Origin of the sequence: Microbacterium sp. Au-Mic1 (genome assembly GCF_021341785.1) — a bacterium.
Lineage (GTDB): Bacteria > Actinomycetota > Actinomycetes > Actinomycetales > Microbacteriaceae > Microbacterium.
Genome location: NZ_JAJTTF010000007.1, coordinates 258,553 through 280,780, shown reverse-complemented (window position 1 = coordinate 280,780; position 22,228 = coordinate 258,553). Strand labels below are relative to the sequence as shown.

The window sequence follows — 22,228 nt, the reverse complement described above, 5'->3', positions numbered from 1 at the left end:
GGAGTTCCCTGAACGCAAACTTTGACGCGCCCGAGCGCGTCCGTCCCGCCGGGAGAGCCATGACAACGTGGGAATACCTGACCACACCGCTGCTGATCCACAACACCGCCGCCATCCTGAACAACTGGGGCAAGCAGGGCTGGGAGCTGGTGCAGGTCGTCACCGGGCCCGAAGGCGGGCTCGTGGCGTACCTCAAGCGTCCGGTGGGCGGCGACACCGCCGCCAACACCGGCCTTTCCGCGGCCGCGGAGGCCGCGCGTCAGTTCGAAGGAGAATCTGCATGACCCTCAGCGCCCGTCTCGCCGAGCTCGGCATCGAGCTCCCGTCCGTCGCCGCACCCGTGGCCGCCTACGTGCCCGCCCGCGTGCACGCCGGCCTCGTGTACACCTCGGGTCAGCTGCCGTTCGTGGCCGGATCCCTCCCCGCGACCGGGAAGGTCGGCGCGGAGATCCCGGCGGAGGACGCGAAGGGACTCGCCCGCGTGTGCGCACTGAACGCGATCGCCGCAGCGGCCGACGCGGCCGGCGGGGTGGACCGCCTCGGCGGGGTGCTGCGCGTGGGAGGCTTCGTCGCGTCCGACCCGTCGTTCTCCGGCCAGCCCGGCGTGATCAACGGTGCGAGCGAGGTGCTGGGCGAGATCTTCGGCGACGCCGGCAGGCACGCCCGCGCCGCCGTCGGCGTGGCCGTGCTGCCGCTGGACAGCCCGGTCGAGGTCGAGGTCGTCTTCACCCTCGCCTGAGTTCTTCACGAAAGAAGGGGCGCTCTCCGCGGAGAGCGCCCCTTCTTTCGTCTGCGGATCCGGACCCGTCGCAGGTGCGGATCCGTGTCCTCGACGGGCTCGGGACCTACTTCACCTGCGCCGAGATGGTCGACATCACCATGGTGTCGGCGAGCGTCGTGGTGTCTCCGACCTCACGGCCCTCGGCCACGTCGCGCAGCAGGCGGCGCATGATCTTGCCGGAGCGGGTCTTGGGCAGCTCGCCGACGATGTAGACGTCGCGTGGACGGGCGATCGGGCCGATCTGCTCGCCGACCCAGCCGCGCAGCAGCTGGGCGAGACCCTCGGGGGAGTGCGCCTTGAGGTAGCTCTCCTTGATGATCACGAACGCGACGACCGCCTGGCCGGTGGTCTCGTCGGAGGCGCCGACCACGGCGGCCTCGGCGGTTGCCTCGTGCGCCACGAGCGCCGACTCGATCTCGGCGGTGGAGAGGCGGTGACCGGACACGTTCATCACGTCGTCGACGCGGCCGAGCAGCCACAGATCACCGTCGTCGTCGAAACGCGCGCCGTCGCCCGCGAAGTAGTAGCCCTGCTTCTCGAACTTCTCCCAGTACGTCTCCTTGAACCGCTCCGGGTCGCCCCAGATGCCGCGCAGCATGCTCGGCCACGGCTCCGTGATCGCCAGCAGCCCGCCGCCGCCGATGCCCACGGTGGTGCCGTCGTCGTCCACCACGTCGATCGAGATGCCCGGCAGCGCCACCTGCGCCGAACCCGGCTTGGTCGCAGTGACGCCCGGCAGCGGGGAGACCATGATCGCGCCGGTCTCGGTCTGCCACCAGGTGTCCACGATCGGCGTGCGGCTGCCGCCGATGACGTCGCGGTACCAGATCCACGCCTCGGGGTTGATGGGCTCTCCGACCGAGCCGAGCAGGCGCAGGGAGGTCAGGTCGTACTGGTTCGGGATCTCGCGGCCGAGCTTCATGAAGGAACGGATGGCGGTGGGTGCCGTGTAGAGGGTGGTGACGCCGTACTTCTGGATGATGTCCCACCAGCGCCCCTGCTGCGGGGTCTCCGGCGTGCCCTCGTACATGACCTGCGTGGCGCCGTTGGCGAGGGGTCCGTAGGCGACGTACGAGTGTCCGGTGACCCAGCCGATGTCGGCGGTGCACCAGTAGACGTCCGTCTCGGGCTTCAGGTCGAAGACCACGCGGTGCGTGTATGACGCCTGGGTGAGGTAGCCGCCGGAGGTGTGCAGGATGCCCTTGGGCTTCCCGGTGGTGCCGGAGGTGTACAGGATGAATAGCGGGTTCTCAGCGGGGAACGCCTGAGCGGCATGCGCGTTCGAGGCCGCACCCACGACATCGTGGTACCAGAGGTCGCGCTCGTCGTCCCAGTCGATCTCGTTCTCACAGCGCTGGACCACGATCACGTGCTCGACCGTGTTCTGCTCGCCGGATCCGCGGTCGGCGAGCGCCTGGTCGACCGTCGGCTTCAGAGCCGACGCCTTGCCCTTGCGGTAGCCGCCGTCGGCGGTGATGACGACCTTGGCTCCCGCGTCGTCGATGCGGGAGCGCAGGCTGTCGGCGCTGAAGCCGCCGAAGACGACGGAGTGGATCGCACCGATGCGCGCGACGGCGAGCATCGAGGCCACGGCCTCGGGGATCATCGGCAGGTAGATGGCGACGCGGTCGCCGTGGCCGACGCCGAGGCCTTCGAGCACGTTCGCGAGGCGCTTGACCTCGTCGGTGAGCTCGGCATAGGTGATGCGGCGCTCATCGCCGGGCTCGCCCTCCCAGAGCAGGGCGATGCGGTCGCCGTTGCCGGCCTCCACGTGCCGGTCGAGGCAGTTGTACGCGACGTTGAGCTCGCCGTCGGCGAACCACTTCGCGAACGGCGGCGCGGACCAGTCCAGCACCTCGGTGAACGGCGTGTGCCAGTGCAGCTCGCGGGCCTGCTTCGCCCAGAACGCCTCGCGATCGGTGGCCGCTTCGGCGTAGAGCTCCGGCTGCGCGACGGCCGCGGCGGCGAACTCGGGGGAGGGCGGGAAGACCCGGGTCTCGTCGAAGACGTGATCGATCTGGCTGCTCATGGTGAGAGGGCGCTCCTTTGCGGCGGGGGCATCGCGGCGTCAGCCGCGACATCGGTGAATCTAGCCGTGCCCATCGTCTCTCACTACCGACGGAAGTCGGTAGTCGGATCCGTTTTGTACGGTGCCTTTTCAGACGTACACTGTCCGACGGCCGATCAATCGAATCCGGCTTTCCTGCGGCTCCGACGGTCCCCCTCCGTCCGCCGCAGACGGGCGGCATCCCATTCCCCCCGTGGGATGCCGCCCACTTCCGTTCCCGGTCGTTCCGCGGTAGAACCCGTGGTTGGCGGTCGCCCGCTCCGCACATTCGCGCGGCGCAGCGGGTTGTGCACCGGTTGCGCGGACCCCGTCCCGCGCCGTGGCGCGGGTGCCTAGCGTCGGGACATGGCCTCGCCCTTCGTGATCGTCCCGCGTGGATCCGCTGCCGCCGCCGAGCGGCTCGAGCTGGACCCGGCATTCGGCGAACTCGCCGTGCACGCTGCCGATCCCCAGGTGACGGACCTGTTCCTGAACGGCGCCGGCGGTCTCTTCCTCGATCGCGGCGCCGGCGCGGAGCCGGTGCCCGGATGGACGGCGTCGGAGCGCGAGGTGCGCGAGCTGGCCGTGCGCCTGGTCGCGCTCGGCGGCCGGCACCTCGATGATCAGGCGCCCTGCGTGGACGTGCGGCTCGCCTCGGGCGTGCGCGTGCACGCCGTGCTCGCGCCGGTGTCGACCAGCGGCACGGCCGTCTCGGTGCGGATCCCGCGGGTGCGCGCGGCGGATCTCGACGACCTGGGCCGACTCGGCGCCGTCGACGCGGCACAGCGGACCTGGCTCGAGCAGACCGTGCGCGACCGGAGGAACGTGCTGATCACGGGCGGCACCGGCACGGGCAAGACGACGATGCTGGCAGCCCTGCTCGCGCACGTGCCGCCGCAGGAACGGATCCTCACGATCGAGGACGTCGCCGAACTGCGGCCCCGGCATCCGCACCACGTGTCGCTCGAAGCACGGCAACCGAACCTGGAGGGCGTCGGCGCGATCAGCGTCGCTCGACTCGTACGCGAGTCCCTGAGGATGCGGCCGGACCGGCTGATCGTGGGCGAGTGCCGTGGCGAGGAGATCCGCGATCTGCTGACGGCGCTGAACACGGGCCACGACGGTGGCGCGGGAACCATGCATGCGAGCGGGCTCGCCGACGTCCCCGCACGACTGGAAGCACTCGGCGCGCTGGCGGGGATGGATCCGCCCGCGCTCGCACGTCAGGCCGTGAGCGCGTTCGCCTTTGTGCTGCATCTGGTCCGGGCCACGGGTGGTGTGCGTCGGCTCGCCCAGGTGGGCGTGCTGCGGCTGGACGGCGAGCACCTGGGCATCGCAGAGGTGCAGCCGTGGTGAGGCGCGTGAAGGCACGAGTCGGATCCGGAGTGCCCGCCCGTGGGCGGCATCCGCGCCTGCGGGGTGGAGGGGGGCCGTCCGAGACCGAGGTCGCAGAGGTCGTGCGGACCCTGGCCGTGCTGCTGCAGGCCGGCGCGGCGCCGCTCACGGCCTGGAGGCATCTGGCGGAGAGCGGTTCGTCCGACGCGGTCGAGGTGCTCGCCGACGTGGAGCAGGGGCGTCCGCTGGTCGACGCCATCCGGTTGCGGGGCGGGGTGTGGCGCACGGTCGCCGCGGCGTGGGGGATCTCCGCGACCGTAGGTGCGCCACTCGGCGAGGTGCTGCGTGCGATCGCCGCGGCGCTCGAGGGTGCCGGCGACATCAGGGCCGAGGTCTCGATCGCGCTCGCCGAGCCTGCCGGCACCGCCCGGCTCATGCTGTGGCTGCCGCTCGTCGGTCTGCTGCTCGGAACCGCCCTCGGCTTCGACACCGTGACGGTGCTGCTCACGCAGCCCGCAGGCTGGGTCTGCCTCGCATCCGGTCTCGGGCTGCTGTCGGCCGCGCGCGCCTGGACCAGGGCGCTGGTGCGTCGAGCCGCCCCGCCTGCCGGGATCCCGGGGATCCGTGCCGAGCTGCTCGTGGTGGCGCTCACGGGCGGAACCGCGATCCCGCGAGCCCGTTCGCTCGTGGAACAGGAGAGCGCTGCGGAGGACGACCCGGGGACCGCCGTGGAGACGATCGAGCGGGTGCTGCGCTTGTCGGCCGCCGCCGGCGTGCCGGCCGTGGAGCTGCTGCGAGCCGAGGCGGACCGCGCCCGACGTGATGCCCGCACGGTCGGTCGCACGGGTGCCGCACGGCTGAGCTCGCGCCTGCTGCTCCCGCTCGGGGCCTGCACACTGCCGGCATTCATGCTGCTCGGCGTCGCGCCCCTGATCCTCAGCGTGCTGTCCACGACCCCGTTGCCGTTCGCCTGAATCCGACGGCACCCGACCGGGCGCCGTCATCCGGAAGAGAAGAGAGAAGGAACATCATGAACCAGATCCATCCTGTGGCCGACGCGCCGACCTCGCCGACCCGTCCGGCCGACGCGACGCCGTCGGCGCCGATCACCGGCTCCCTGCCACCGCTCACGCGACGCAGTGCGGCCCTGCTGTTCGGCGACGACACCGGTGCCGCCACGGCGGAGTACGCCATCGCCACGATGGCGGCCGTCGCCTTCGCCGGACTGCTCGTCGTCATCATGCGCAGCGACGAGGTGCGGGGGATCCTGACGGATCTCGTGCGCCGCGCGCTGACGGTGGCATGACGACGCACCGCGCCGAGCGTGGGCGTCGCCCGCCCGACGGCGACGCGAGACTCCCCAGGACCACTGGCCGGGATCGCGCGTTCCCTGGAGCGGGCGGTCACGACCGGCAGCGCGGCTCTGCGACGGCGGAGCTCGCGGTCGCCCTGCCGATCGTCGTGCTCGTGATGCTGCTCGGCGCCGGGGTGGTCGGCGCCGGGACTCGGCTCGTCTCGCTGCAGGATGCGGCGGCTGATGCTGCACGGATCCTCGGGCGCGGTGATGCCGACGGTGACGCCGATGCGGTGGTCCGGAGGGCGGATCCGGCGGCGGGGATCGCGGTGAGCCGCAGCGACGGCCTCGTCTGCGTCACGGCCGGGGTCGATACCCGGATCCTCGGGAGCATCTCCGTTCCCATGCGAGCGACGGGTTGTGCCTTGGAGGGCGGTCGATGAGCGTTCGGCCCGCGCGGGCGGGATGCGCGGCTGCGCGCTCGCCGAGGGCGCAGACGGATGGAGGTGGCGGCTGATGGGCGGGACTGCGCTCGCGATCGGCGGGCTCGCGATCGCGGGCACCTTGGCGTTCGGGGCCGCCGCGGTCGGCGGAGCGGGAGCGACTTCGCAGCGTGCCGCCGGAGCGGCCGATGCCGCGGCGCTCGCGGTCGCCGACGTCACGAGTGGCGCGGTCATCACCGGCGACGACGCCTGCGCCGTCGCGGAGCGGATCGCCGCCGCGCACCGCACGGAGGTCGAGGAGTGCCGCATCGACGGCCTCATCGCGACGGTGCGGGTGACCACGGCCTATGTCGGACTACCGGTCGTCGCCAGCGCCCGCGCCGGTCCGCCCGGCGCAGCGGAAGACAGTGGATGACGCCGCCTGCGACGGGCGGGGCGAGGGTGGCGTATCCGGGCCGTTTGCGCGGCCCCCGCGGTCGATCGTGGAGAAGGGTGAGGCGCTCCGCGGCGCGGACACGTGGCCTTCGCCCAGGTCGCAGCGGCGTACGCTGGATTCCCGAACGACGCCCGAATCTGTGCAGGAGAACCCGAAGCCCCTGCAGGCGACGTCGACATCGTGCTGAGCGCCCGGCTCCGACACGGTGTGTATGGTGTGCTTCGACGAAAGGACGCACCCGTGGCGCAAGGCAAGAAGCTTGTCATCGTCGAGTCCCCGACGAAGATGAGGTCCATCCAGGGCTATCTCGGCGACGGCTTCGAGGTGCTCAGCTCGGTGGGACACATCCGTGACCTCGCCGACAAGAAGGACATCCCGGCCGCTGACAAGCAGGCGTACGGCAAGTACTCGATCGACGTCGACCACGACTTCGACCCCTACTACGTCGTCTCCGATCGCAAGACCAAGACCGTCGCCGAGCTCAAGCGCGCGCTCAAGACCGCCGACGAACTCCTGCTCGCCACCGATGAGGACCGCGAAGGCGAGGCCATCGCCTGGCATCTTCTGGAGACCCTGAAGCCCAAGGTGCCGGTCAAGCGCATGGTCTTCCACGAGATCACCAAGGACGCGATCCAGGCCGCCGTCGGAAACACCCGCGAGCTCGACCTCGCACTCGTCGACGCGCAGGAGACCCGCCGGATCCTGGACCGCCTGTACGGCTGGGACGTCTCCCCGGTGCTCTGGTACAAGGTCAAGTCCGGGCTCTCCGCGGGCCGCGTGCAGTCCGCCGCCACCCGCATGATCGTGGACCGCGAGCGCGAGCGCATGGCGTTCGTGTCAGCGGAGTACTGGGATGTGGACGCCATGGCGTCCGCCTCGGGCTCCGCCTTCACCGTGCGGCTGGTCCGCCTGGACGGCGGCGCGATCGCCCGCGGCACGGACTTCGACGACAACGGCGCCCTGAAGAAGGCCGTCGTCATCCTCGACGAGAAGGCGGCCGCAGCGCTCGCCGCCGCCGTCGACGCGGTCGGATCCGGCAGCGTCACGAAGGTCGAGGCGAAGCCCGGCACCCGCAGCCCCTACGCACCCTTCACCACCTCCACGCTGCAGCAGGAGGCGGGGCGGAAGCTCTCGATGAGCGCGAAGCAGGCGATGAGCGTCGCCCAGCGCCTCTACGAGAAGGGCTACATCACCTATATGCGCACCGACTCGGTCGCCCTCAGCACCCAGGCGGTGCAGGCGGCGCGGTCGCAGGCGGTCGCGCTCTACGGCGATGCGGCCGTACCCCTGAAGCCCCGCGTGTACAAGGGCAAGAGCAAGAACGCGCAGGAGGCGCACGAGGCCATCCGGCCGTCGGGTGAGCAGTTCCGCACGCCGGCGTCCGTCTCCGGCCAGCTCGACCGCGAGGAGCTGCGCCTCTACGACCTGATCTGGAAGCGCACCGTCGCGAGCCAGATGTCCGACGCGAAGTACGAGACCACCACCGTCACGATCGCCGTGGACGCCGATGGGAAGAACGCGGAGTTCACCGCGTCCGGCACGGTGTACACCTTCAAGGGCTTCCTGGAGGCCTATGAGGAGGGCAAGGACGAGCGCCGCAACGCCGCCGACGCCGCGGAGAATCAGTCGCTTCCGGCGGTCGCCGTCGGTGACGTGCTCCGTGTCGCGGACGCTGAGGCGAAGCCGCACCGCACCACCCCGAAGCCGCGCTATACCGAGGCATCGCTGGTCAAGGCGCTCGAGGAGCACGGCATCGGGCGGCCTTCCACGTTCGCCAGCATCATCGGCACCGTGATCGACCGCGGCTACGCGACCAAGCGCGGTCAGGCCCTCGTGCCGACGTGGATGGCGTTCAGCGTGGTGCGCCTGCTCGAGCAGCACTTCGCCGATCTCATCGACTACGACTTCACCGCCGCCCTCGAGGACGACCTCGACGCGATCGCCCGTGGCGAGCAGAAGCGCATCGAGTGGCTGCACTCCTTCTACTACGGCAACGACACGCAGGTCGGCCTCCGCCAGGTGGTCGACAACCTGGGCGAGATCGACGCGCGGGCGCTGAACGCCACGCGGATCACCGACACCGCCACACTCCGGTTCGGCAAGTATGGCCCGTACCTCGAGGTCGCCGACCCGGCGCATCCCGATGCGAAGCCGCGCATCGTCAACGTGCCGGAGGATCTGGCTCCCGACGAGCTGACCGCGGCGAAGGCGCAGGAGCTCATCGACGCCCCCGTTGCCGGCGACCGCGTGCTCGGCGAGAACCCCGACAACGGCAAGGTCATCGTCGTCAAGGACGGCCGCTTCGGCCCGTACATCCAGGAGAACGATCCGGTCTCCGACGACGACCAGGTCGATGAGGCGACCGGCGAGGTCGTCGAGGCGCCCAAGCCGAAGCGGGGAGCGAAGAAGGAGGCGGCGCCCAAGCCGCGCACCGCCTCATTGTTCCGCTCGATGTCGGTCGACACGATCGACCTCGACACGGCGCTGAAGCTCCTCGAACTGCCGCGCGTGGTGGGTGTGGATCCCGCGACCGAAGAGGAGATCACCGCGCAGAACGGCCGGTTCGGGCCGTACCTGAAGAAGGGCGCGGACTCCCGCTCGCTCGAGAGCGAGCAGCAGATCTTCGACATCAGCCTCGAGCAGGCGCTGGCGGTCTACGCGCAGCCCAAATACGGCGCCCGGCGGGCGTCCAGCGCGCTCGCCGAGTTCGAGGCGGATCCTGTGAGCGGCAAGCCGATCCGGATCCGCGACGGCCGCTTCGGCGCGTACGTCACCGACGGCGAGACCAACGTGACCATCCCGCGTGGCCAGCAGGTGCAGGACATCACGTTCGAGATCGCCGTGCAGATGCTGGCGGACAAGCGCGCGAAGGGGCCTGCGCCCAAGCGCGGATCCCGCGCCGCTGCGGCGAAGAAGGCGCCGGCGAAGAAGGCCCCTGCCAAGACGCCGGCGAAGAAGGCACCGGCGAAGGCCGCAGCAGCCAAGACCGACGATGAGAAGGCCGCCGCCCGCTCCGCCGCCGCGAAGAAGGCCGCGGCCACCCGGGCCGCCAACGCGGCGAAGAAGCAGGCCGGCGCGTGAGCGCGGGCCGCGGCCTCTGGATCACGCTCGAGGGCGGCGACGGGACGGGCAAGACCACCCAGGCCGCGCTGCTGGAGGAGTGGCTGCGCGGCCAGGACCGGAAGGTCCTGCGCACGCGCGAGCCCGGCGGATCCGAGGTGGGCGTGCTGATCCGCGACATCGTTCTGCATCACCGCGGCGACATCGCCCCCCGGGCCGAGGCGCTGCTGTACGCGGCCGACCGCGCGCACCACGTCGCGACGGTGGTGCGTCCCGCGCTCGATCGCGGCGAGGTCGTGATCCAGGACCGCTATCTCGACTCGTCGGTCGCCTACCAGGGCGCGGGCCGGGTGCTGGATGCGGACGAGGTGCGCGGACTCTCGCTGTGGGCCGCCGAAGGCGCTCTGCCCGATCTCACGGTGCTGCTCGACCTGGATCCCGCCCTTGCCCGCCGGCGTCTGGACTCGGCCGAGAAGCCGTTCGACCGGCTCGAGGCCGAACGCGAGGAGTTCCACCGGCGCGTGCGCGAATCCTTCCTCGCGCTGGCGGCGGCGGAGCCCGAGCGCTTCCTCGTCGTCGACGCCGCACAGGAACCGGACGAGATCGCGGCCGCGGTGCGCGCCAGGGTGGCGGGGCTGCTGGCCTGAGCTCCGTCGAGCAGCCCACCCGTGGACGAGGCGCGCGATGTCACTCCCCGCGGTTAGGCTTGACCGCATGCCGGCCACCGTTCTCGCCCCTTTCCCGTGGACGGACGTGTGGGGGCAGGACGCCGCGGTCGAGACGCTGCAGGCCGCGGTCACCGATCCTGCGGCGATGTCGCACGCGTGGCTCATCACGGGTCCGCCCGGCTCCGGCCGGTCGACGCTCGCCACCGCCTTCGCCGCGTCCCTGATCGCCGAAGGGCCTGACGACGAGCAGACCATGCGCCAGGTGCTCGCCGGCACCCACCCCGACGTGACCGTGCTCCGCACGGAGAAGGTGATCATCTCGATCGCCGAAGCCCGCGCGCTCGTCGAACGGTCCTACTTCGGGCCGTCCAGCGGGCGGTATCGCGTGATCGTCGTCGAGGACGCCGATCGCATGACCGAACGCACCTCCAACGTGCTGCTGAAGGCGCTCGAGGAGCCGCCGGAGCAGACGGTGTGGATCCTGTGCGCGCCGAGTGAGGCGGATCTGCTGCCCACGATCCGCTCCCGCGTGCGGTCGTTGCGGCTGCGCGAGCCCGATGTGGCCTCGGTCGCCGAGCTCATCGTGCGTCGCACCGGTGCGGATCCGGCCATCGCCGAACAGGCCGCCCGCCACGCGCAGCGGCACATCGGCATGGCGCAGCGGCTTGCGACCGATGAGGCGGCGCGCGCCCGCCGCGAGCAGACGCTGCGCGCCGTGCTGAGCGCGCGAGGAGTCAGCGACGCCGTCGAGGTCGCGGGGCAGATCGTGCAGGCCGCGACGGACGACGCGAAGGTGCTCACGGTCGAACGCGACGAGGCCGAGCGGCGCGCGTTGCTGCACACCGTGGGGATCGCCGAGGGACAGGCAGTCCCGCCCGCCGTGCGCTCGCAGGTCAACGCGCTCGAGGACGAGCAGAAGCAGCGCGCCAAGCGCAGCGTGCGCGACGGCCTCGACCGGGTCCTCACCGACCTGCAGTCGCTGTTCCGTGACGTGGTGATGCTGCAGTTCGGCCGCGGCGACGTGCTCATCAACGCCGAGCTCGCGCCCGAGCTCTCCGCCCTCGCCGCCGCGTGGCCGCCGGAGCGCACCCTGATCGTGCTGGACCATCTCGCCGAGACCAGGGAATCGCTGGAGCGCAACGTCGCCCCGGCGCTCGCCCTCGAGAGCTTGCTCGTGACCGTCACGAGCGGGAGGAGACCATGAACACCCGTTCCGCTTCGAGACTCCGCCGCATCACGACGGTGACGGCGGGGCTTGTCGTCGCCGCGTTGGCGCTCACCGGCTGTCTGTATGCGATGATTCCGGCCGGATCCTCGTCGGCGAGGCCGACGGCGAGCCCCGACACCTCGGGCGTCGCCGACGACCTGAAGTCGTTCTACGGGCAGACCCTCAGCTGGTCCGCATGCGGAGGCGGGATGGATTGCACCACGGTGAAGACCCCGCTCGATTGGGACGACCCCGGGAAGGGGACCCTCGATCTGGCCGTGGTGCGCCACAAGGCGACCGGCGCCTCGAAGGGATCGCTTCTGACCAACCCCGGTGGTCCCGGGGCGAGCGGACTCGAACTGATCAAGTCGAGCCTCGACTATGCGGTCAGCCCGACGCTCTCCAAGAACTACGACGTCATCGGCTTCGATCCTCGCGGCGTCGGATCCTCGACCGCGGTGAAGTGCTTCGATGCGTCGCAGATGGACGACTACCTGTACTCGATCCGCCCCGGTGCGCGCGGCGGCGACGAGTGGACCGCGGCGCAGAAGAGCGCCAACAAGAGCTTCGCCGACGCCTGCGAGCAGAACAGCAAGGGGATCCTGCCGTACATCACCACGGTGAACTCCGCGCGTGACATGGACCTGCTGCGCGCCGTGCTGGGGGACAAGAAGCTGAACTACCTCGGCTACTCCTACGGCACGTTCCTCGGCGCGACCTACGCCGAGCTCTACCCGGACCGTGTCGGGCACCTCGTGCTCGACGGCGCACTGGATCCGGCGGTCTCCAATCTCGACGTGAGCACGACGCAGGCGATCGGATTCGAATCCGCCCTGCGCGCCTACATGGCCGATTGCCTGAAGGGCAAGAAGTGCCCGTTCCAGGGCACGGTCGACGATGCCATGGGCGACCTCGGCGCTCTCCTCGCGAGCGTCGACCGCTCGCCGCAGAAGAACACCGACGGCCGCATGCTGGGTGCGGACACGCTGATGACCTCGATCGTCGCGGCGCTGTACTCGCAGGACAGCTGGTCGTACCTGACCCAGTCGCTCACGGCGGTGCTGAAGGGCGACCCCTCCGTGGCGTTCCAGCTCGCTGACTTCTACAACAACCGCGAGAACGGGAAATACACCGACAACTCGACCGAGGCGTTCCGCGCGTACAACTGCATGGATTACCCCCTGGAGAACGACGCGGCGGCCAAGGCGGCATCCGATGCCAAGATCAAGGCCGAGGCTCCGACGATCGCCCCCTACTGGGACGGCCCCGATCCCTGTGAGCAGTGGCCGTATCCGCCGACGGGCAAGCGCGGTGAGATCACCGCGGCCGGCTCGGGTCCCATCCTCGTGATCGGCACGACCAACGACCCCGCGACGCCCTACGCCTGGGCCGAGTCGCTTGCGAAGCAGCTCGAGGGCGGGATCCTCATCACCCGCGTCGGCGAGGGCCACACCGGCTACAACAAGGGCAACTCGTGCGTGGACGACGCCGTGGACGCCTACTTCGTGGACGGCACCGTGCCGGACAAGGCGGGCATCCGCTGCGAGTAGCCCGTCCGGCGCGGGCGGTGAGGTCCTGCCCGGATGGCGAGGTCCGCCGCAAGCGGCGACGTTCGGGACGGCCGTCGCCTGACGGTGCCGCGCCCGGGGTGCGCGTGGTTCGCAGCACACCCGCGGACAGGGTAAGATCGTTGATCGTGCGGTTCGCCCGCATGCGCATCCGTCAGGGTGTGCGCCGCCCTAGCTCAGTCGGCAGAGCATTTCACTCGTAATGAAAAGGTCAAGGGTTCGATTCCCTTGGGCGGCTCGACCTGAAACCCCCTCCTCGGAGGGGGTTTCGTCGTTCGGCCTGGTCGCACCGATGCTGACGTCGTCCTCTCCTGCTGCGGTGTGCGGTCAGCCGACCCGGGGCAGGGACCGTGCGAACTCTGTGATGTCCGCGGCGAGGAGCGCCGGCTCTTCATGCGGCGCGAAATGCCCGCCACGGGGCATGACGGTGTACCGCACGACGTCATAGGTGCGCTCCGCCCAGCTGCGCGGAGGGCGGGTGAGGTCGTGCGGGAAGAGTGCGACCGCGGTGGGCACCGATACGCGGTCGACCCGAGTCGTGAGTCCTGCGGCGAACTCGTAGTAGGGCCGGAGCGAGGTCCCGATCGAGTTCGTGGACCAGTACAGCGACGCGAGGGTGAGGAGATAGTCGTCTGAGAATCGGGTCGAGAGGACTCCTCCGCAGTCGCTCCATGCCCGGTGCTTCTCCAGGATCCAGGAGAGCAGCCCGGCCGGCGAGTCGGAGAGCGCCGGGGCGAGCGTGAGCGGGCGGGTCTGGTGCTGGTGCTGGTAGGCGCCCTCCGTCGAGATCCATCTCTGCACACGCTCGAGATGGTCGCGCTCGTCATCGGTGAGGGTCTCGGAGTCGACCTCACGCGGTGCCGCCACGGCGAGAAGGTGGATGCCGGCGAGGTGTTCGGGGTGCGCCTGCGCCAGACGGGAGGTGATCCCGGCGCCGAGATCACCGCCGTGTGCGATGTACCGCGGGAATCCGAGCTCGGCGGTCATCAGCCGGTGCCACAGCTCGTGCGTCTGCCCGGTGAGGGTCGGTCGCTGAGGCGAGAACGGGAAGCCGGGCAGTGCCGGCACGATGACGGTGCGGGCATCGGACGGGTCAGCCGCGAAACGGGAGGGGTTCGAGAGGCGCTCGGCCAGATCCACGAGCTCGAGCGCGCTGCTCGGCCAGCCATTGGTCAGGACGATCGGCAGAGCGGAGCCCGGCGTGACAGGGTCGAAGCGCAGGTAGCCGACAGGCGTGCCATCGAGGTCGGCCGAACGCCAGGGAAGCGCCTCGATCCGGTGCTGCTGTGCGTCCGCATCGAAACCATCGGCCCAGTAGGCGACGAGACGCTGCAGCTCGACGAGTCGAGTCCCCGCCTCCCATCCGACCTCCGGCCACGGCTCGGGCCAGCGGGTCGCGCGAAGCCGGCGCCGAAGATCCTCGAGATCGGACGGATGGTTGAGACGAGGGATCATCGTCGCCCTTCCCAGGCGCGGACAGAACCGAAAGACACGGCGGACCACGGCACGGATGGGGGGCCGCGGCGTGGATCTTGGAGCTGTCTCGAGCGTAAGGAACGCTTCCGTCGTGCACAAGCCAGGCGAGTCAGCGCCATGGCGAGGAAACAGCGTGCGCCGCAGGTCGGGGTTCGACTCGACGGGAAACTCCCTCCTCGGAGGGGGCTTCGTCGTTCCGGCGTACGCTCGGAGCATGTCCCGTGCACTGCTGATCGTCGACGTCCAGAACGACTTCACCGAGGAGGGCGCCCTCGCCGTGGCCGGCGGTGACGCGGTCGCCCGCGGCGTCACCGCGCTGCTGCACGAGCACGCGGACGACTACGACGTCATCATCGCCTCGCGGGACTGGCACGACGCGACGGGGGACAACGGCGGACACTTCTCCGAGGCGCCCGACTACGTCGACAGCTGGCCCGTGCACTGCGTCGCCGGCACCACGGGCGCCGACTACGACCCGCTGCTGGACACCGCCTCCGTCACCCACCACGTGCGCAAGGGGCAGGGCAAGCCCGCCTACTCCATGTTCGAGGGTGTGACGGAGACGGACGAGACGGTCGCCGCGATCCTGTCCGCGCACAGCGTGCTCACCGCCGACGTCGTCGGCATCGCGACCGACCACTGCGTGCGCGCCTCCGCGTCCGACGCGATCGCACACGGCGTGCACGTGCGGATCCTGACCGACCTCGTCGCGGGCGTCGGCGCCGAATCGAGCGCCGCAGCGCTCGCCGAGCTCGCGCATGCCGGGGCCGAGCTCGTGCCGAGCGCCGACCGACGGGATGCTCCGGCCGACGGCACGGCGCCCGCCGGTTCCGCGGATGTCTCCGACCAGCCGACCGACGGCTCCGCCGAATGACCGTCGAACGCTGCGCGCTGCTGCTGCGCGCCGTGAACGTGAGCGGCGCGAACAGGGTGCCGATGGCGGAGCTGCGTGCGCTCATGAACGACCGCGGAGGGTTCGGCGCGGTGACCACCTACATCGCCAGCGGCAACGTCATCTGCGACGCCCCGGCGGATCCGCCGGCGGTGTGCGCGGAGGTGCGGACCCTGATCCACGACGCGTTCGGCGTGAACACGCCCGTGATCCTGCGCACGCACCACGAGCTGGTCCGGGCGATCGAGGAGAACCCGTTCCCCGATGCTGCGGCCGACAAGATGCTGCACGCGATGTTCCTCGAGGGAGTGCCGCTGGCCGATGCGGTCGAGACGCTGAATGAGCGACTGCAGCCCGGCGAACGGATCGCCCTGCGCGGAAACGACCTGTGGATCGATTTCGGCGCCGGGGGAGTGCACTCGAGCAAGCTCACGCGCGCGGTGCTCGATCGCGCGCTGGGTGTCGCCGGTACCGCGCGCAACCTCCGCACGGTGCGGAAGCTCGTCGAGCTCACGGCCGGCTGACGCCTTCGGCCGGCCCGTCGGCCGCGCCGGCCCCGAGCGCGCGGCTGAGCGCGGTCGGAGCCGCAGAGTCTGCGGCATGCAGATCCACGCGTTGCGCGCCGCAGGTCACGCAGCGGACGTACAGCAACGTGCCCTCGGACGTCCTGTGCCGGGACCGCGTCCTCCAGGCATGCTCGTGCGCGGGAGCGGGTCGGAGCGGATCCGGAGCCGTGAGGGGGATCGATGCGGTGTCGGGGGTGGATGCGGCGGTCATGCCCCCACGATGATGTAATGCCGTTATGCATCTCAACCCTTACGGCGAGTATGCGGTCCTGATGGCGGCATCGCTCGCCAACGACTGGCCGTCCGATCGTGTCGGCATCGAGCAGCGCACCCGCGACTTCGGGATGACGATGGTCTTTCCCGCAGGGACCGGAGACCACGCCGACACCCGGCGGGTGATCGACGACTGGCTGCGCGTCGTCGACGCCCCGACGCCGGAGGAGCGCGCAGTGCTGCTGAACGCGCAGATGGCCACGGCGGCGGCGTACCCGCGGCTCACGGACCACGACGGCGAAGGCTGGCATCTGCACTACCGCGGCGAGGAGGATTCGCTGCCCCGTGTGCTGCGCGCCGTGATCGCCGTCGGCACCTCACTGCACCTGGTCACACGAGGGATGACGCGACTGGGGCGCTGCGCGGCGGCGCCGTGCACGAATGTCGTGGCCGATGTGACCCGCAACGGGCGGCAGCGCTACTGCTCGGTGCGCTGCGCCAACCGCGACGCCGTGCGCCGGCACCGGGCGAAACGCGCATGAGGCGCGGCGCCCGGTGCCGGCCGTCGGTCAGTCGTACATGCCGACGTTGATCGGGCCGGTCAGGTCGGGCGGAGCGGCCCGGAAGCCGCGCGTTGTGATGAGCAGGTAGACGACGCCGATCGCGGTCCAGGCGCCGCCGATGATCATCGAGATCCCGTCGAGGCTGAGCCAGAGCGCCACATTGATCACGACGCCGACCGCGGGGATGACGACGAAGCCGATCCAGGATCCGATCGTGCGCCTGGTGATGAATCGGAAGAACACGAAGATCACCGAGAGGTTCACGAACGTGAAGGCGATGAACGCACCGAAGTTGATCATCGACGACGCCTGCTCGAGGTTCACGAACAGCGCGGTCAGGGCGATCGCGGCGACGATGAGGACGTTCGCGACGGGGACGCCGGTGCGTGGGTTCACCCGGCCGAACAGTCGCTTCGGCAGGGCGCCGTCGCGGCCCATCGCGTAGAGCAGGCGCGCTGCGCTCATCTGCTGCGTGATGCCGCAGCCCAGCACCGCCATCATGTAGCCGCCGACGAAGATCGCCTGGAACGCGGCGCCGCCGATGTACTTCGCGATCTCGGGGGAGGCTCCGACGATGTTCTCGAGCTTCGCGACGTCGGGGAACAGCGTCTGCATGACGTAGGTCACGGTGAGGAAGAAGGCTCCCGCTGCGGCGACGATGAGGAAGATCGCGCGCGGGATGTCCCTGGTCGGGCGCTCCGCCTCCTCGGCGAGCGTGGAGACGGCGTCGAAGCCGAGGAAGGAGAGGGCGAGGATCGCGGCGCCGCCGGCGAGTGCCGCCGCCTGGATGTCGTCGGAGAAGAACGGCCGCACGGTGAAGGCCGCGCCGTTGGCGCCGTTCGCGATGTTCACGACCGCGAGCACCACGAACAGGACGGCGACGATGAGCTGGATCCCGACCAGGATCACGTTCATGCTCGCCGCGAGTCGCACGCCGACCAGGTTGAGCGCGGTGCAGATGACGACGGTGAGCAGCACCCACACCCAGAACGGCACGCCGGGATAGATCGCGCCCATGTAGATCCCGGACAGGATCGCGTTGATCATCGGCAGCAGCAGGTAGTCGAGCGTCGCCGCCCACCCCACGAGGAAGCCGACCGACGGGTGGATCGACTCCTTCGCGTAGGTGTAGGCGGATCCTGCGATCGGGAAGAACCGCACCATGCGCGAGTAGCTGAACGCCGTGAAGAGCACCGCGACCAGCACCACGAGGTACGCGAGCGGCACGTGGCCGCTGGTCTGATCGGCGACGATCCCGAACATGTCGAACACCGCGAGCGGCGCCATGTAGGCGAGGCCGATGAAGACCAGATGGCGCAGTTTCAGTGTGCGCTTGAGAGACCCGGGCTCGTGCGTCACGGCGTGCGCGAGCTGATCATCGCCGGCGGCGACGGTGGAGTGGGATGGCAGCGTTGACATCGTGGGGATCGTCCTCAGTCGGTGTGCGAGTGGCAGTGGTGGTCGGCGGAGGGTTCGGTGCAGCGCTGTCCGGCCCCGCCCGGATCCTGGACCGGCGCCGAGGCGGCGACGCCGTCGAACTCGCCGCGGGCGTCGTGCACCGTGGTGCCCCCGACCACGGTGAGGTCGGCGTGCTGCGCGAGGATCTCCGCGGGCTCCATGGCGTACAGATCGCCCGACCACACGACGAGGTCGGCGAGGTATCCGGCGCGGAGCATGCCGAGCGAGTCCTCGTGGTGGAACGCTCCCGCCCCGCCCTTGGTGTAAGCCTCCAGCGTGCGGTCGAGATCGAGGCGCTCACCCTGGGTCCAGGCGTCGCCGCCGTCGAGGCGGGCGCGGGTCATCGCGCTGTAGACGCCGACGAGTGGATCCATCTCGCCCACCTGCCAGTCGCTCGAGAACGTGACGCGGGCGCCCGATTCGATCATCGAACGGAACCGCCAGGCGCGGTCCCAGCGCGCCTCGCCGACGTTCTCCATCCAGGTGCCGGCGACGAGGTCGGGGGACGCGTGACGGGGCTGCATCGCCGCGACGACGCCGAGGTCGCGGAAACGCGGGAGGTCCTCCGGGGCCAGGCACTCCACATGCACGATGCCGTGCCGGGTGTCCCGGGTGCCGTTGATCCGCTGGGCGGCCTCGATCGAGTCCAGCGTCAGGCGGATGCCCCAATCGCCGGTGGCGTGCGTGTGCACCTGGTAGCCGAGGCGGTCGAGCTCGACGAAGAGCTTCGTGAACTCGGTCGGCTCGAGGCTGGTGTGTCCGCGATGGCCCGGACGGTTCGCATAGTCCTCGAGCATGGCGGCCGTGTGCGGCTCGATCACGTCGTCGGCGTAGAGCTTCACCATGCCGAGGCGGAACCGGTCGTGCTGAGGGGTCTCCCGGATCGCCTCGGTGATGCGCGAGCGGAAGTCGCCGTCGGATCCGACCGGGTGGTAGATCGCCGCGATCGTCCGCGAGGTGAGCTTGCCCTCGCGCTCGGCGCGGTCGAAAAGCGGCAGTTCGGCGAGCGGGACCTGGGGCTCGACCACGGTCGTGATGCCGAAGCGGCGGGCCATCTCGAGGCTGTTCACGATCTTGCGGTAGCGCCGGTCGGGGGAGTACATCGGGATGTCGCGCTGCAGCTCGGCGAGGCCGTTCGTCGTCATGGCACTCGTGTAGAAGTCGGTGACCCAGCCCGTGGGCTCGCCCGTGCGGTGGTCGATCTCGGGGTTGCCCCAGGCGATGTCGCCGCCGCCGAGGATCCCGAGCTTCGCGAGCGCGGGCCGGTTCAGCCACACGGAGTGCTGGTCGTAGGTGGTGATGAAGACGGGCCGGTCGGTGACGCCGGTGAGGTCGTCGGCGCGCGGACGGCGCCCTTCGACCACCGAATAGAGAGCGTTCTCGGCGCAGATCCACTCCAGGTCGGGGTGCGCCTCGGCGAAGGCCGCGATCCGCGAGCGCACGACGTCGAGGCTCTGCACCTGGTCGAGACTGACGGCGAGGTCGTCGTAGCCGAGCAGCAGGTGGTTGTGGGTGTCGGCGACGCCGGGGGTCACCAGGCGCCCCTCCAGATCGACCGTGCGACGCGCCGCGGGTGCATCGGCGGCCGGTCCGACGTAGCTGATCCGGTCGCCGGTGACGCCGACGGCCTCGGCCCAGGGCTGCGCGGGATCGAAGGTGCGGACGCGTCCGCCGGTGTAGAGGGTGTCGACCGCCATGTCGTGCTCCAACGTCTCGGGCGGCGCTGCTCGGGGGAGCGACCGCAGTTCTTTGACTCAAGAGTAAATTAATTCACTCAAATGTCAAGAAACTCTTCGAATCGGATCCGGATCCGTTCGCGGGACTGCGATACTGGCTTCATGGCACGTCCGAGCACCCAGCAGCAGCGTCGCCGCGAAGTGGTGGATGCGGCGCTCGACGCGGCCGCCGAGCACGGGCTGCGCAACCTCTCGCTGACGGACGTCGCGAACCAGGCCGGGGTCACCCGCGGTGCGCTGCTGTACTACTACGAGGATCTCGATGCGATCCTCGTCGAGGCGCACGCCGCGGGCATGCGCAGGGTCGGGGAGGAGCGCGAGGCGCTCGTGGCAAGGGCGGAGCGTCCGGCGGAACAGCTCGCGATCGCGATCCGCGCCGGCCTGCCGAGCGGCCCGGACGACGCGCTCATGCGTCTGCTCTATGAATTCGACGTGCTGGCGGGCAAGTCGCCGCTGCATGACGAGCTCGTCCAGCGGCTCTACGGCGAGCAGCTCGGGCTGTACCGGAGGATCCTGGAAGCCGGGGCGGCGGCCGGCGACTTCGCGCTGACCGGACCCGTCGAGGACATCGCGATGAACTTCGTCGCTCTCGAGGATGCCTACGGCCTGCACATCGTCGCCGGCGGCAGCATTTCCGTCGCCGATGCGCAGCGCGCGATCGCGCTGTTCGCCCGCCAGGCGGGTGCGCCGCTCGCGGAACCGCTCGGCTGACAACAAGGAGCGCCCCGATGCGCCCGCGACGGCGGACGCATCGGGACGAGGTGGATCGGAGTCCTGGTCAGCGGCCCCGGAGCGCCGCGGTCGCCGCGCCGTCGACGCCGAAGCCCGCGGTCACGACCACGCCGTAGTCGCGTTCGGCGGCCTGCGGCGAGACGAACCCGTTGCGTACGTCGTGCGCCACGGCCGCGGGGTCGCGGTCGAACGGATCGCCGTAGCCGCCGCCCCCGCCCGTCTGATTGACCAGCACGTCGCCGGGGGCGAGCCGGTTGTAGCTGCCGCCCTGAACCGTCTCCCGCGGCGTCCCCGGGTTCAGCACGACCCGGTTCGGCTCGCCGTCCGCGCCGCCGTCGATCGCCCAGGGCGTCGTCTTCGTCTTGTAGACGAGGCAGATCCCGGTAGCCGGCGCCGTGAAGCGGTAGGAGCGGCTCACCCCGACCCCGCCGCGGTGGCGCCCGGCGCCCCCCGTGTCGGTCCGGTAGCCGTAGTGGTCGATGATCATCGAGGACTTGGCCTCGAGGACCTCGACCGGGTTGTTGCGGCAGCCCGGCTCGGAGAGGTGCATGATGCCGTCCTCGCCGTCGTGGTGCGCGGTGCCGCCGAACCCGACCGCCTCGTTCGTGGCCTCCTGCCAGGGCTCGCCTGTGCGCGGGTTGACGCCGAGGCCCATCATCGAGCAGACGTCGCCGCCGGAGCACGCCGGCACCAGCTCCGGCATGCCCTGCGCGAGCGCCTTGAGGATCACCTCGCCGGCCAGCAGTCCGGTCCAGAGCGTGAAGGTCGGCATCGGCGAGACCGCGTGCATGACCGACCCCGGGACCGTGACGACCCGCAGCGGGGCGAAGTTGCCGGCGACGACGGGCGAGTCCGGGGTGGTGAGCGACTTGAAGATGAGGCTCGAGAGCGCCTCCGTCTGCCCAGGAGGCAGGTTGATCGGCCCCTCGACGTTCTCGGCGCTCCCGGTCCAGTCGACCACCATCTCGTCGTCGGTGACCGTCACCGTGCAGCGCAGGGTGACGAGGTCGTCCTTGTTGATCCCGTCGTCGTCGACGTAGTCGATCGCGGTCCAGGTGCCCTTCGGCAGCTTCGCGAGGGCGAGGCGGGCGAGCTTCTCGCCGTGCGCGTTGATCGTGTCCATCGCCTCGGTGAGAGTGCTGACCCCGTACTTGCCCGCGAGCTCCTGCGTGCGCCGCACCCCGGTCACGCAGGCAGAGACCTGCGCCTGGATGTCGCCGATCGTGTGCTTCGGCATCCGGCTGTTGAACCGGATGATGTTGAAGACGTCGTCGTTGCGCTCGCCGCGGCGGTACAGCTTCGAGGCGGGCAGCATGAGCCCCTCCTGCGACCGATCGGTCGAGTCGAGGACGTAGCCGGGATCCTTCTGGTTCAGGTCGGTGACGTGCACGCGGCACGAAGCGAACCCGATGAGCGCGTCGTCGACGTGGATCGGCGCGAAGACCAGCGGATCGAGTGTGTGCGCGCTGGACCAATACGGGAAGTTGATGATGAAGACGTCGCCCGGCTCCATCGCGTCCGCTCCGAGGAACTCGATCGAGTGCTTGATGCCCGCATCGTTGCCGCGCGTGAAGACAGCGATGCCCGGCGCGTCCGCCACGACGTCGCCGTTCGCGTCATGGATCCCGATCCCGTAGTCGTGGATCTCGTAGACCACGGTGTTGTAGGCGGTGCGGCACAGGTTGCGCGCGACCTCCTCCGCGGCGGCCAGCAGGCCGTGCCTGATGATCTCGGTGGTGATGGCGTCGGCCAT

21 protein-coding genes and 1 tRNA gene are annotated in these 22,228 nt (G+C 70.3%); 16 read left to right on the top strand and 6 right to left on the bottom strand.

What is annotated here, in order from left to right:
- Positions 1 to 59: 59 nt before the first annotated feature.
- Together LXM50_RS11930 and LXM50_RS11925 are read left to right on the top strand one after the other, a co-directional pair.
- Positions 60 to 284 carry a DUF4177 domain-containing protein gene (locus LXM50_RS11930; RefSeq protein ID WP_233311538.1) on the top strand — a complete coding sequence of 75 codons (225 nt, stop codon included), beginning with the start codon at positions 60 to 62 and terminating at the stop codon, positions 282 to 284.
- Positions 281 to 739 carry a RidA family protein gene (locus LXM50_RS11925; protein WP_233311537.1) on the top strand — a complete coding sequence of 153 codons (459 nt, stop codon included), beginning with the start codon at positions 281 to 283 and terminating at the stop codon, positions 737 to 739. Before LXM50_RS11930 ends, LXM50_RS11925 begins: the two co-directional genes overlap by 4 nt.
- 106 nt (positions 740 to 845) lie before the next feature.
- Here LXM50_RS11925 and acs read toward each other — a convergent pair whose 3' ends face one another.
- Positions 846 to 2,810 (bottom strand): acetate--CoA ligase, encoded by a 1,965-nt coding sequence (gene acs / locus LXM50_RS11920; RefSeq protein ID WP_233311536.1) that lies wholly within the window; start codon positions 2,808 to 2,810, stop codon positions 846 to 848.
- Between the two features lie 384 nt (positions 2,811 to 3,194).
- Between acs and LXM50_RS11915 the strand changes: the two genes are divergently transcribed.
- The 10 genes from LXM50_RS11915 (at position 3,195) to LXM50_RS11870 (ending at position 13,077) form a co-directional block, all read left to right on the top strand.
- A complete protein-coding gene (locus LXM50_RS11915; protein WP_233311535.1) occupies positions 3,195 to 4,184 on the top strand; it encodes a TadA family conjugal transfer-associated ATPase in 990 nt (329 codons plus the stop codon).
- A gap of 5 nt (positions 4,185 to 4,189) precedes the next feature.
- On the top strand, positions 4,190 to 5,137 hold the full coding sequence (locus tag LXM50_RS11910) for a type II secretion system F family protein (RefSeq protein WP_233311534.1): 948 nt from the start codon (positions 4,190 to 4,192) through the stop codon (positions 5,135 to 5,137).
- Positions 5,138 to 5,193: 56 nt separating this feature from the next.
- Positions 5,194 to 5,469 carry a DUF4244 domain-containing protein gene (locus LXM50_RS11905; RefSeq protein ID WP_233311533.1) on the top strand — a complete coding sequence of 92 codons (276 nt, stop codon included), beginning with the start codon at positions 5,194 to 5,196 and terminating at the stop codon, positions 5,467 to 5,469.
- Positions 5,466 to 5,900 (top strand): TadE family protein, encoded by a 435-nt coding sequence (locus tag LXM50_RS11900; protein ID WP_233311532.1) that lies wholly within the window; start codon positions 5,466 to 5,468, stop codon positions 5,898 to 5,900. Before LXM50_RS11905 ends, LXM50_RS11900 begins: the two co-directional genes overlap by 4 nt.
- A gap of 73 nt (positions 5,901 to 5,973) precedes the next feature.
- Positions 5,974 to 6,315: an Rv3654c family TadE-like protein gene (locus tag LXM50_RS11895; protein WP_233311531.1), complete on the top strand. Its 342-nt coding sequence runs from the start codon at positions 5,974 to 5,976 to the stop codon at positions 6,313 to 6,315.
- A 261-nt stretch (positions 6,316 to 6,576) separates the two neighbouring features.
- Entirely contained in the window at positions 6,577 to 9,417 is a 2,841-nt protein-coding gene (gene topA, locus LXM50_RS11890) for a type I DNA topoisomerase (protein WP_233311530.1), read from the top strand.
- Positions 9,414 to 10,043: a dTMP kinase gene (tmk, locus tag LXM50_RS11885; protein ID WP_233311529.1), complete on the top strand. Its 630-nt coding sequence runs from the start codon at positions 9,414 to 9,416 to the stop codon at positions 10,041 to 10,043. Before topA ends, tmk begins: the two co-directional genes overlap by 4 nt.
- 67 nt (positions 10,044 to 10,110) lie before the next feature.
- Positions 10,111 to 11,268, top strand: a complete 1,158-nt coding sequence (locus LXM50_RS11880; protein ID WP_233311528.1) for a DNA polymerase III subunit delta' — start codon at positions 10,111 to 10,113, stop codon at positions 11,266 to 11,268.
- Positions 11,265 to 12,821: an alpha/beta hydrolase gene (locus tag LXM50_RS11875; RefSeq protein ID WP_233311527.1), complete on the top strand. Its 1,557-nt coding sequence runs from the start codon at positions 11,265 to 11,267 to the stop codon at positions 12,819 to 12,821. Before LXM50_RS11880 ends, LXM50_RS11875 begins: the two co-directional genes overlap by 4 nt.
- A 183-nt stretch (positions 12,822 to 13,004) precedes the next feature.
- A tRNA-Thr gene (locus tag LXM50_RS11870) sits at positions 13,005 to 13,077 on the top strand.
- 89 nt (positions 13,078 to 13,166) lie between these two features.
- Here LXM50_RS11870 and LXM50_RS11865 read toward each other — a convergent pair.
- Complete coding sequence (locus LXM50_RS11865) at positions 13,167 to 14,294, bottom strand: epoxide hydrolase family protein (RefSeq protein WP_233311526.1); 1,128 nt, start codon at positions 14,292 to 14,294, stop codon at positions 13,167 to 13,169.
- A gap of 235 nt (positions 14,295 to 14,529) precedes the next feature.
- Here LXM50_RS11865 and LXM50_RS11860 point away from each other — a divergent pair, with 235 nt between their 5' ends.
- Together LXM50_RS11860 and LXM50_RS11855 are read left to right on the top strand one after the other, a co-directional pair.
- Positions 14,530 to 15,189: an isochorismatase family protein gene (locus LXM50_RS11860; RefSeq protein ID WP_233311525.1), complete on the top strand. Its 660-nt coding sequence runs from the start codon at positions 14,530 to 14,532 to the stop codon at positions 15,187 to 15,189.
- Complete coding sequence (locus tag LXM50_RS11855) at positions 15,186 to 15,731, top strand: DUF1697 domain-containing protein (protein WP_233311524.1); 546 nt, start codon at positions 15,186 to 15,188, stop codon at positions 15,729 to 15,731. The genes LXM50_RS11860 and LXM50_RS11855 overlap by 4 nt, the downstream gene beginning before the upstream one ends.
- Here the strand turns inward: LXM50_RS11855 and LXM50_RS11850 are convergent.
- Positions 15,718 to 15,984 carry a hypothetical protein gene (locus LXM50_RS11850; protein ID WP_233311523.1) on the bottom strand — a complete coding sequence of 89 codons (267 nt, stop codon included), beginning with the start codon at positions 15,982 to 15,984 and terminating at the stop codon, positions 15,718 to 15,720. The genes LXM50_RS11855 and LXM50_RS11850 overlap by 14 nt on opposite strands.
- A 25-nt stretch (positions 15,985 to 16,009) precedes the next feature.
- Here LXM50_RS11850 and LXM50_RS11845 point away from each other — a divergent pair, with 25 nt between their 5' ends.
- Positions 16,010 to 16,528, top strand: coding sequence for a CGNR zinc finger domain-containing protein (locus LXM50_RS11845; protein WP_233311522.1), 519 nt, complete (start codon positions 16,010 to 16,012; stop codon positions 16,526 to 16,528).
- Positions 16,529 to 16,555: 27 nt separating this feature from the next.
- On the opposite strand, the gene LXM50_RS11840 is transcribed toward LXM50_RS11845, so the two are convergent.
- The gene (locus tag LXM50_RS11840; RefSeq protein ID WP_233311521.1) at positions 16,556 to 17,968 is read right to left on the bottom strand and encodes an APC family permease; all 1,413 of its coding nucleotides are present in this window, start codon (positions 17,966 to 17,968) and stop codon (positions 16,556 to 16,558) included.
- 14 nt (positions 17,969 to 17,982) lie between these two features.
- Positions 17,983 to 19,704 (bottom strand): amidohydrolase, encoded by a 1,722-nt coding sequence (locus tag LXM50_RS11835; RefSeq protein WP_233311520.1) that lies wholly within the window; start codon positions 19,702 to 19,704, stop codon positions 17,983 to 17,985.
- A 141-nt stretch (positions 19,705 to 19,845) separates the two neighbouring features.
- Here LXM50_RS11835 and LXM50_RS11830 point away from each other — a divergent pair, with 141 nt between their 5' ends.
- Complete coding sequence (locus tag LXM50_RS11830; protein ID WP_233311519.1) at positions 19,846 to 20,454, top strand: TetR/AcrR family transcriptional regulator; 609 nt, start codon at positions 19,846 to 19,848, stop codon at positions 20,452 to 20,454.
- Positions 20,455 to 20,521: 67 nt separating this feature from the next.
- Here the strand turns inward: LXM50_RS11830 and LXM50_RS11825 are convergent, their stop codons facing one another.
- Positions 20,522 to 22,228 carry a hydantoinase B/oxoprolinase family protein gene (locus LXM50_RS11825; RefSeq protein ID WP_233311518.1) on the bottom strand — a complete coding sequence of 569 codons (1,707 nt, stop codon included), beginning with the start codon at positions 22,226 to 22,228 and terminating at the stop codon, positions 20,522 to 20,524.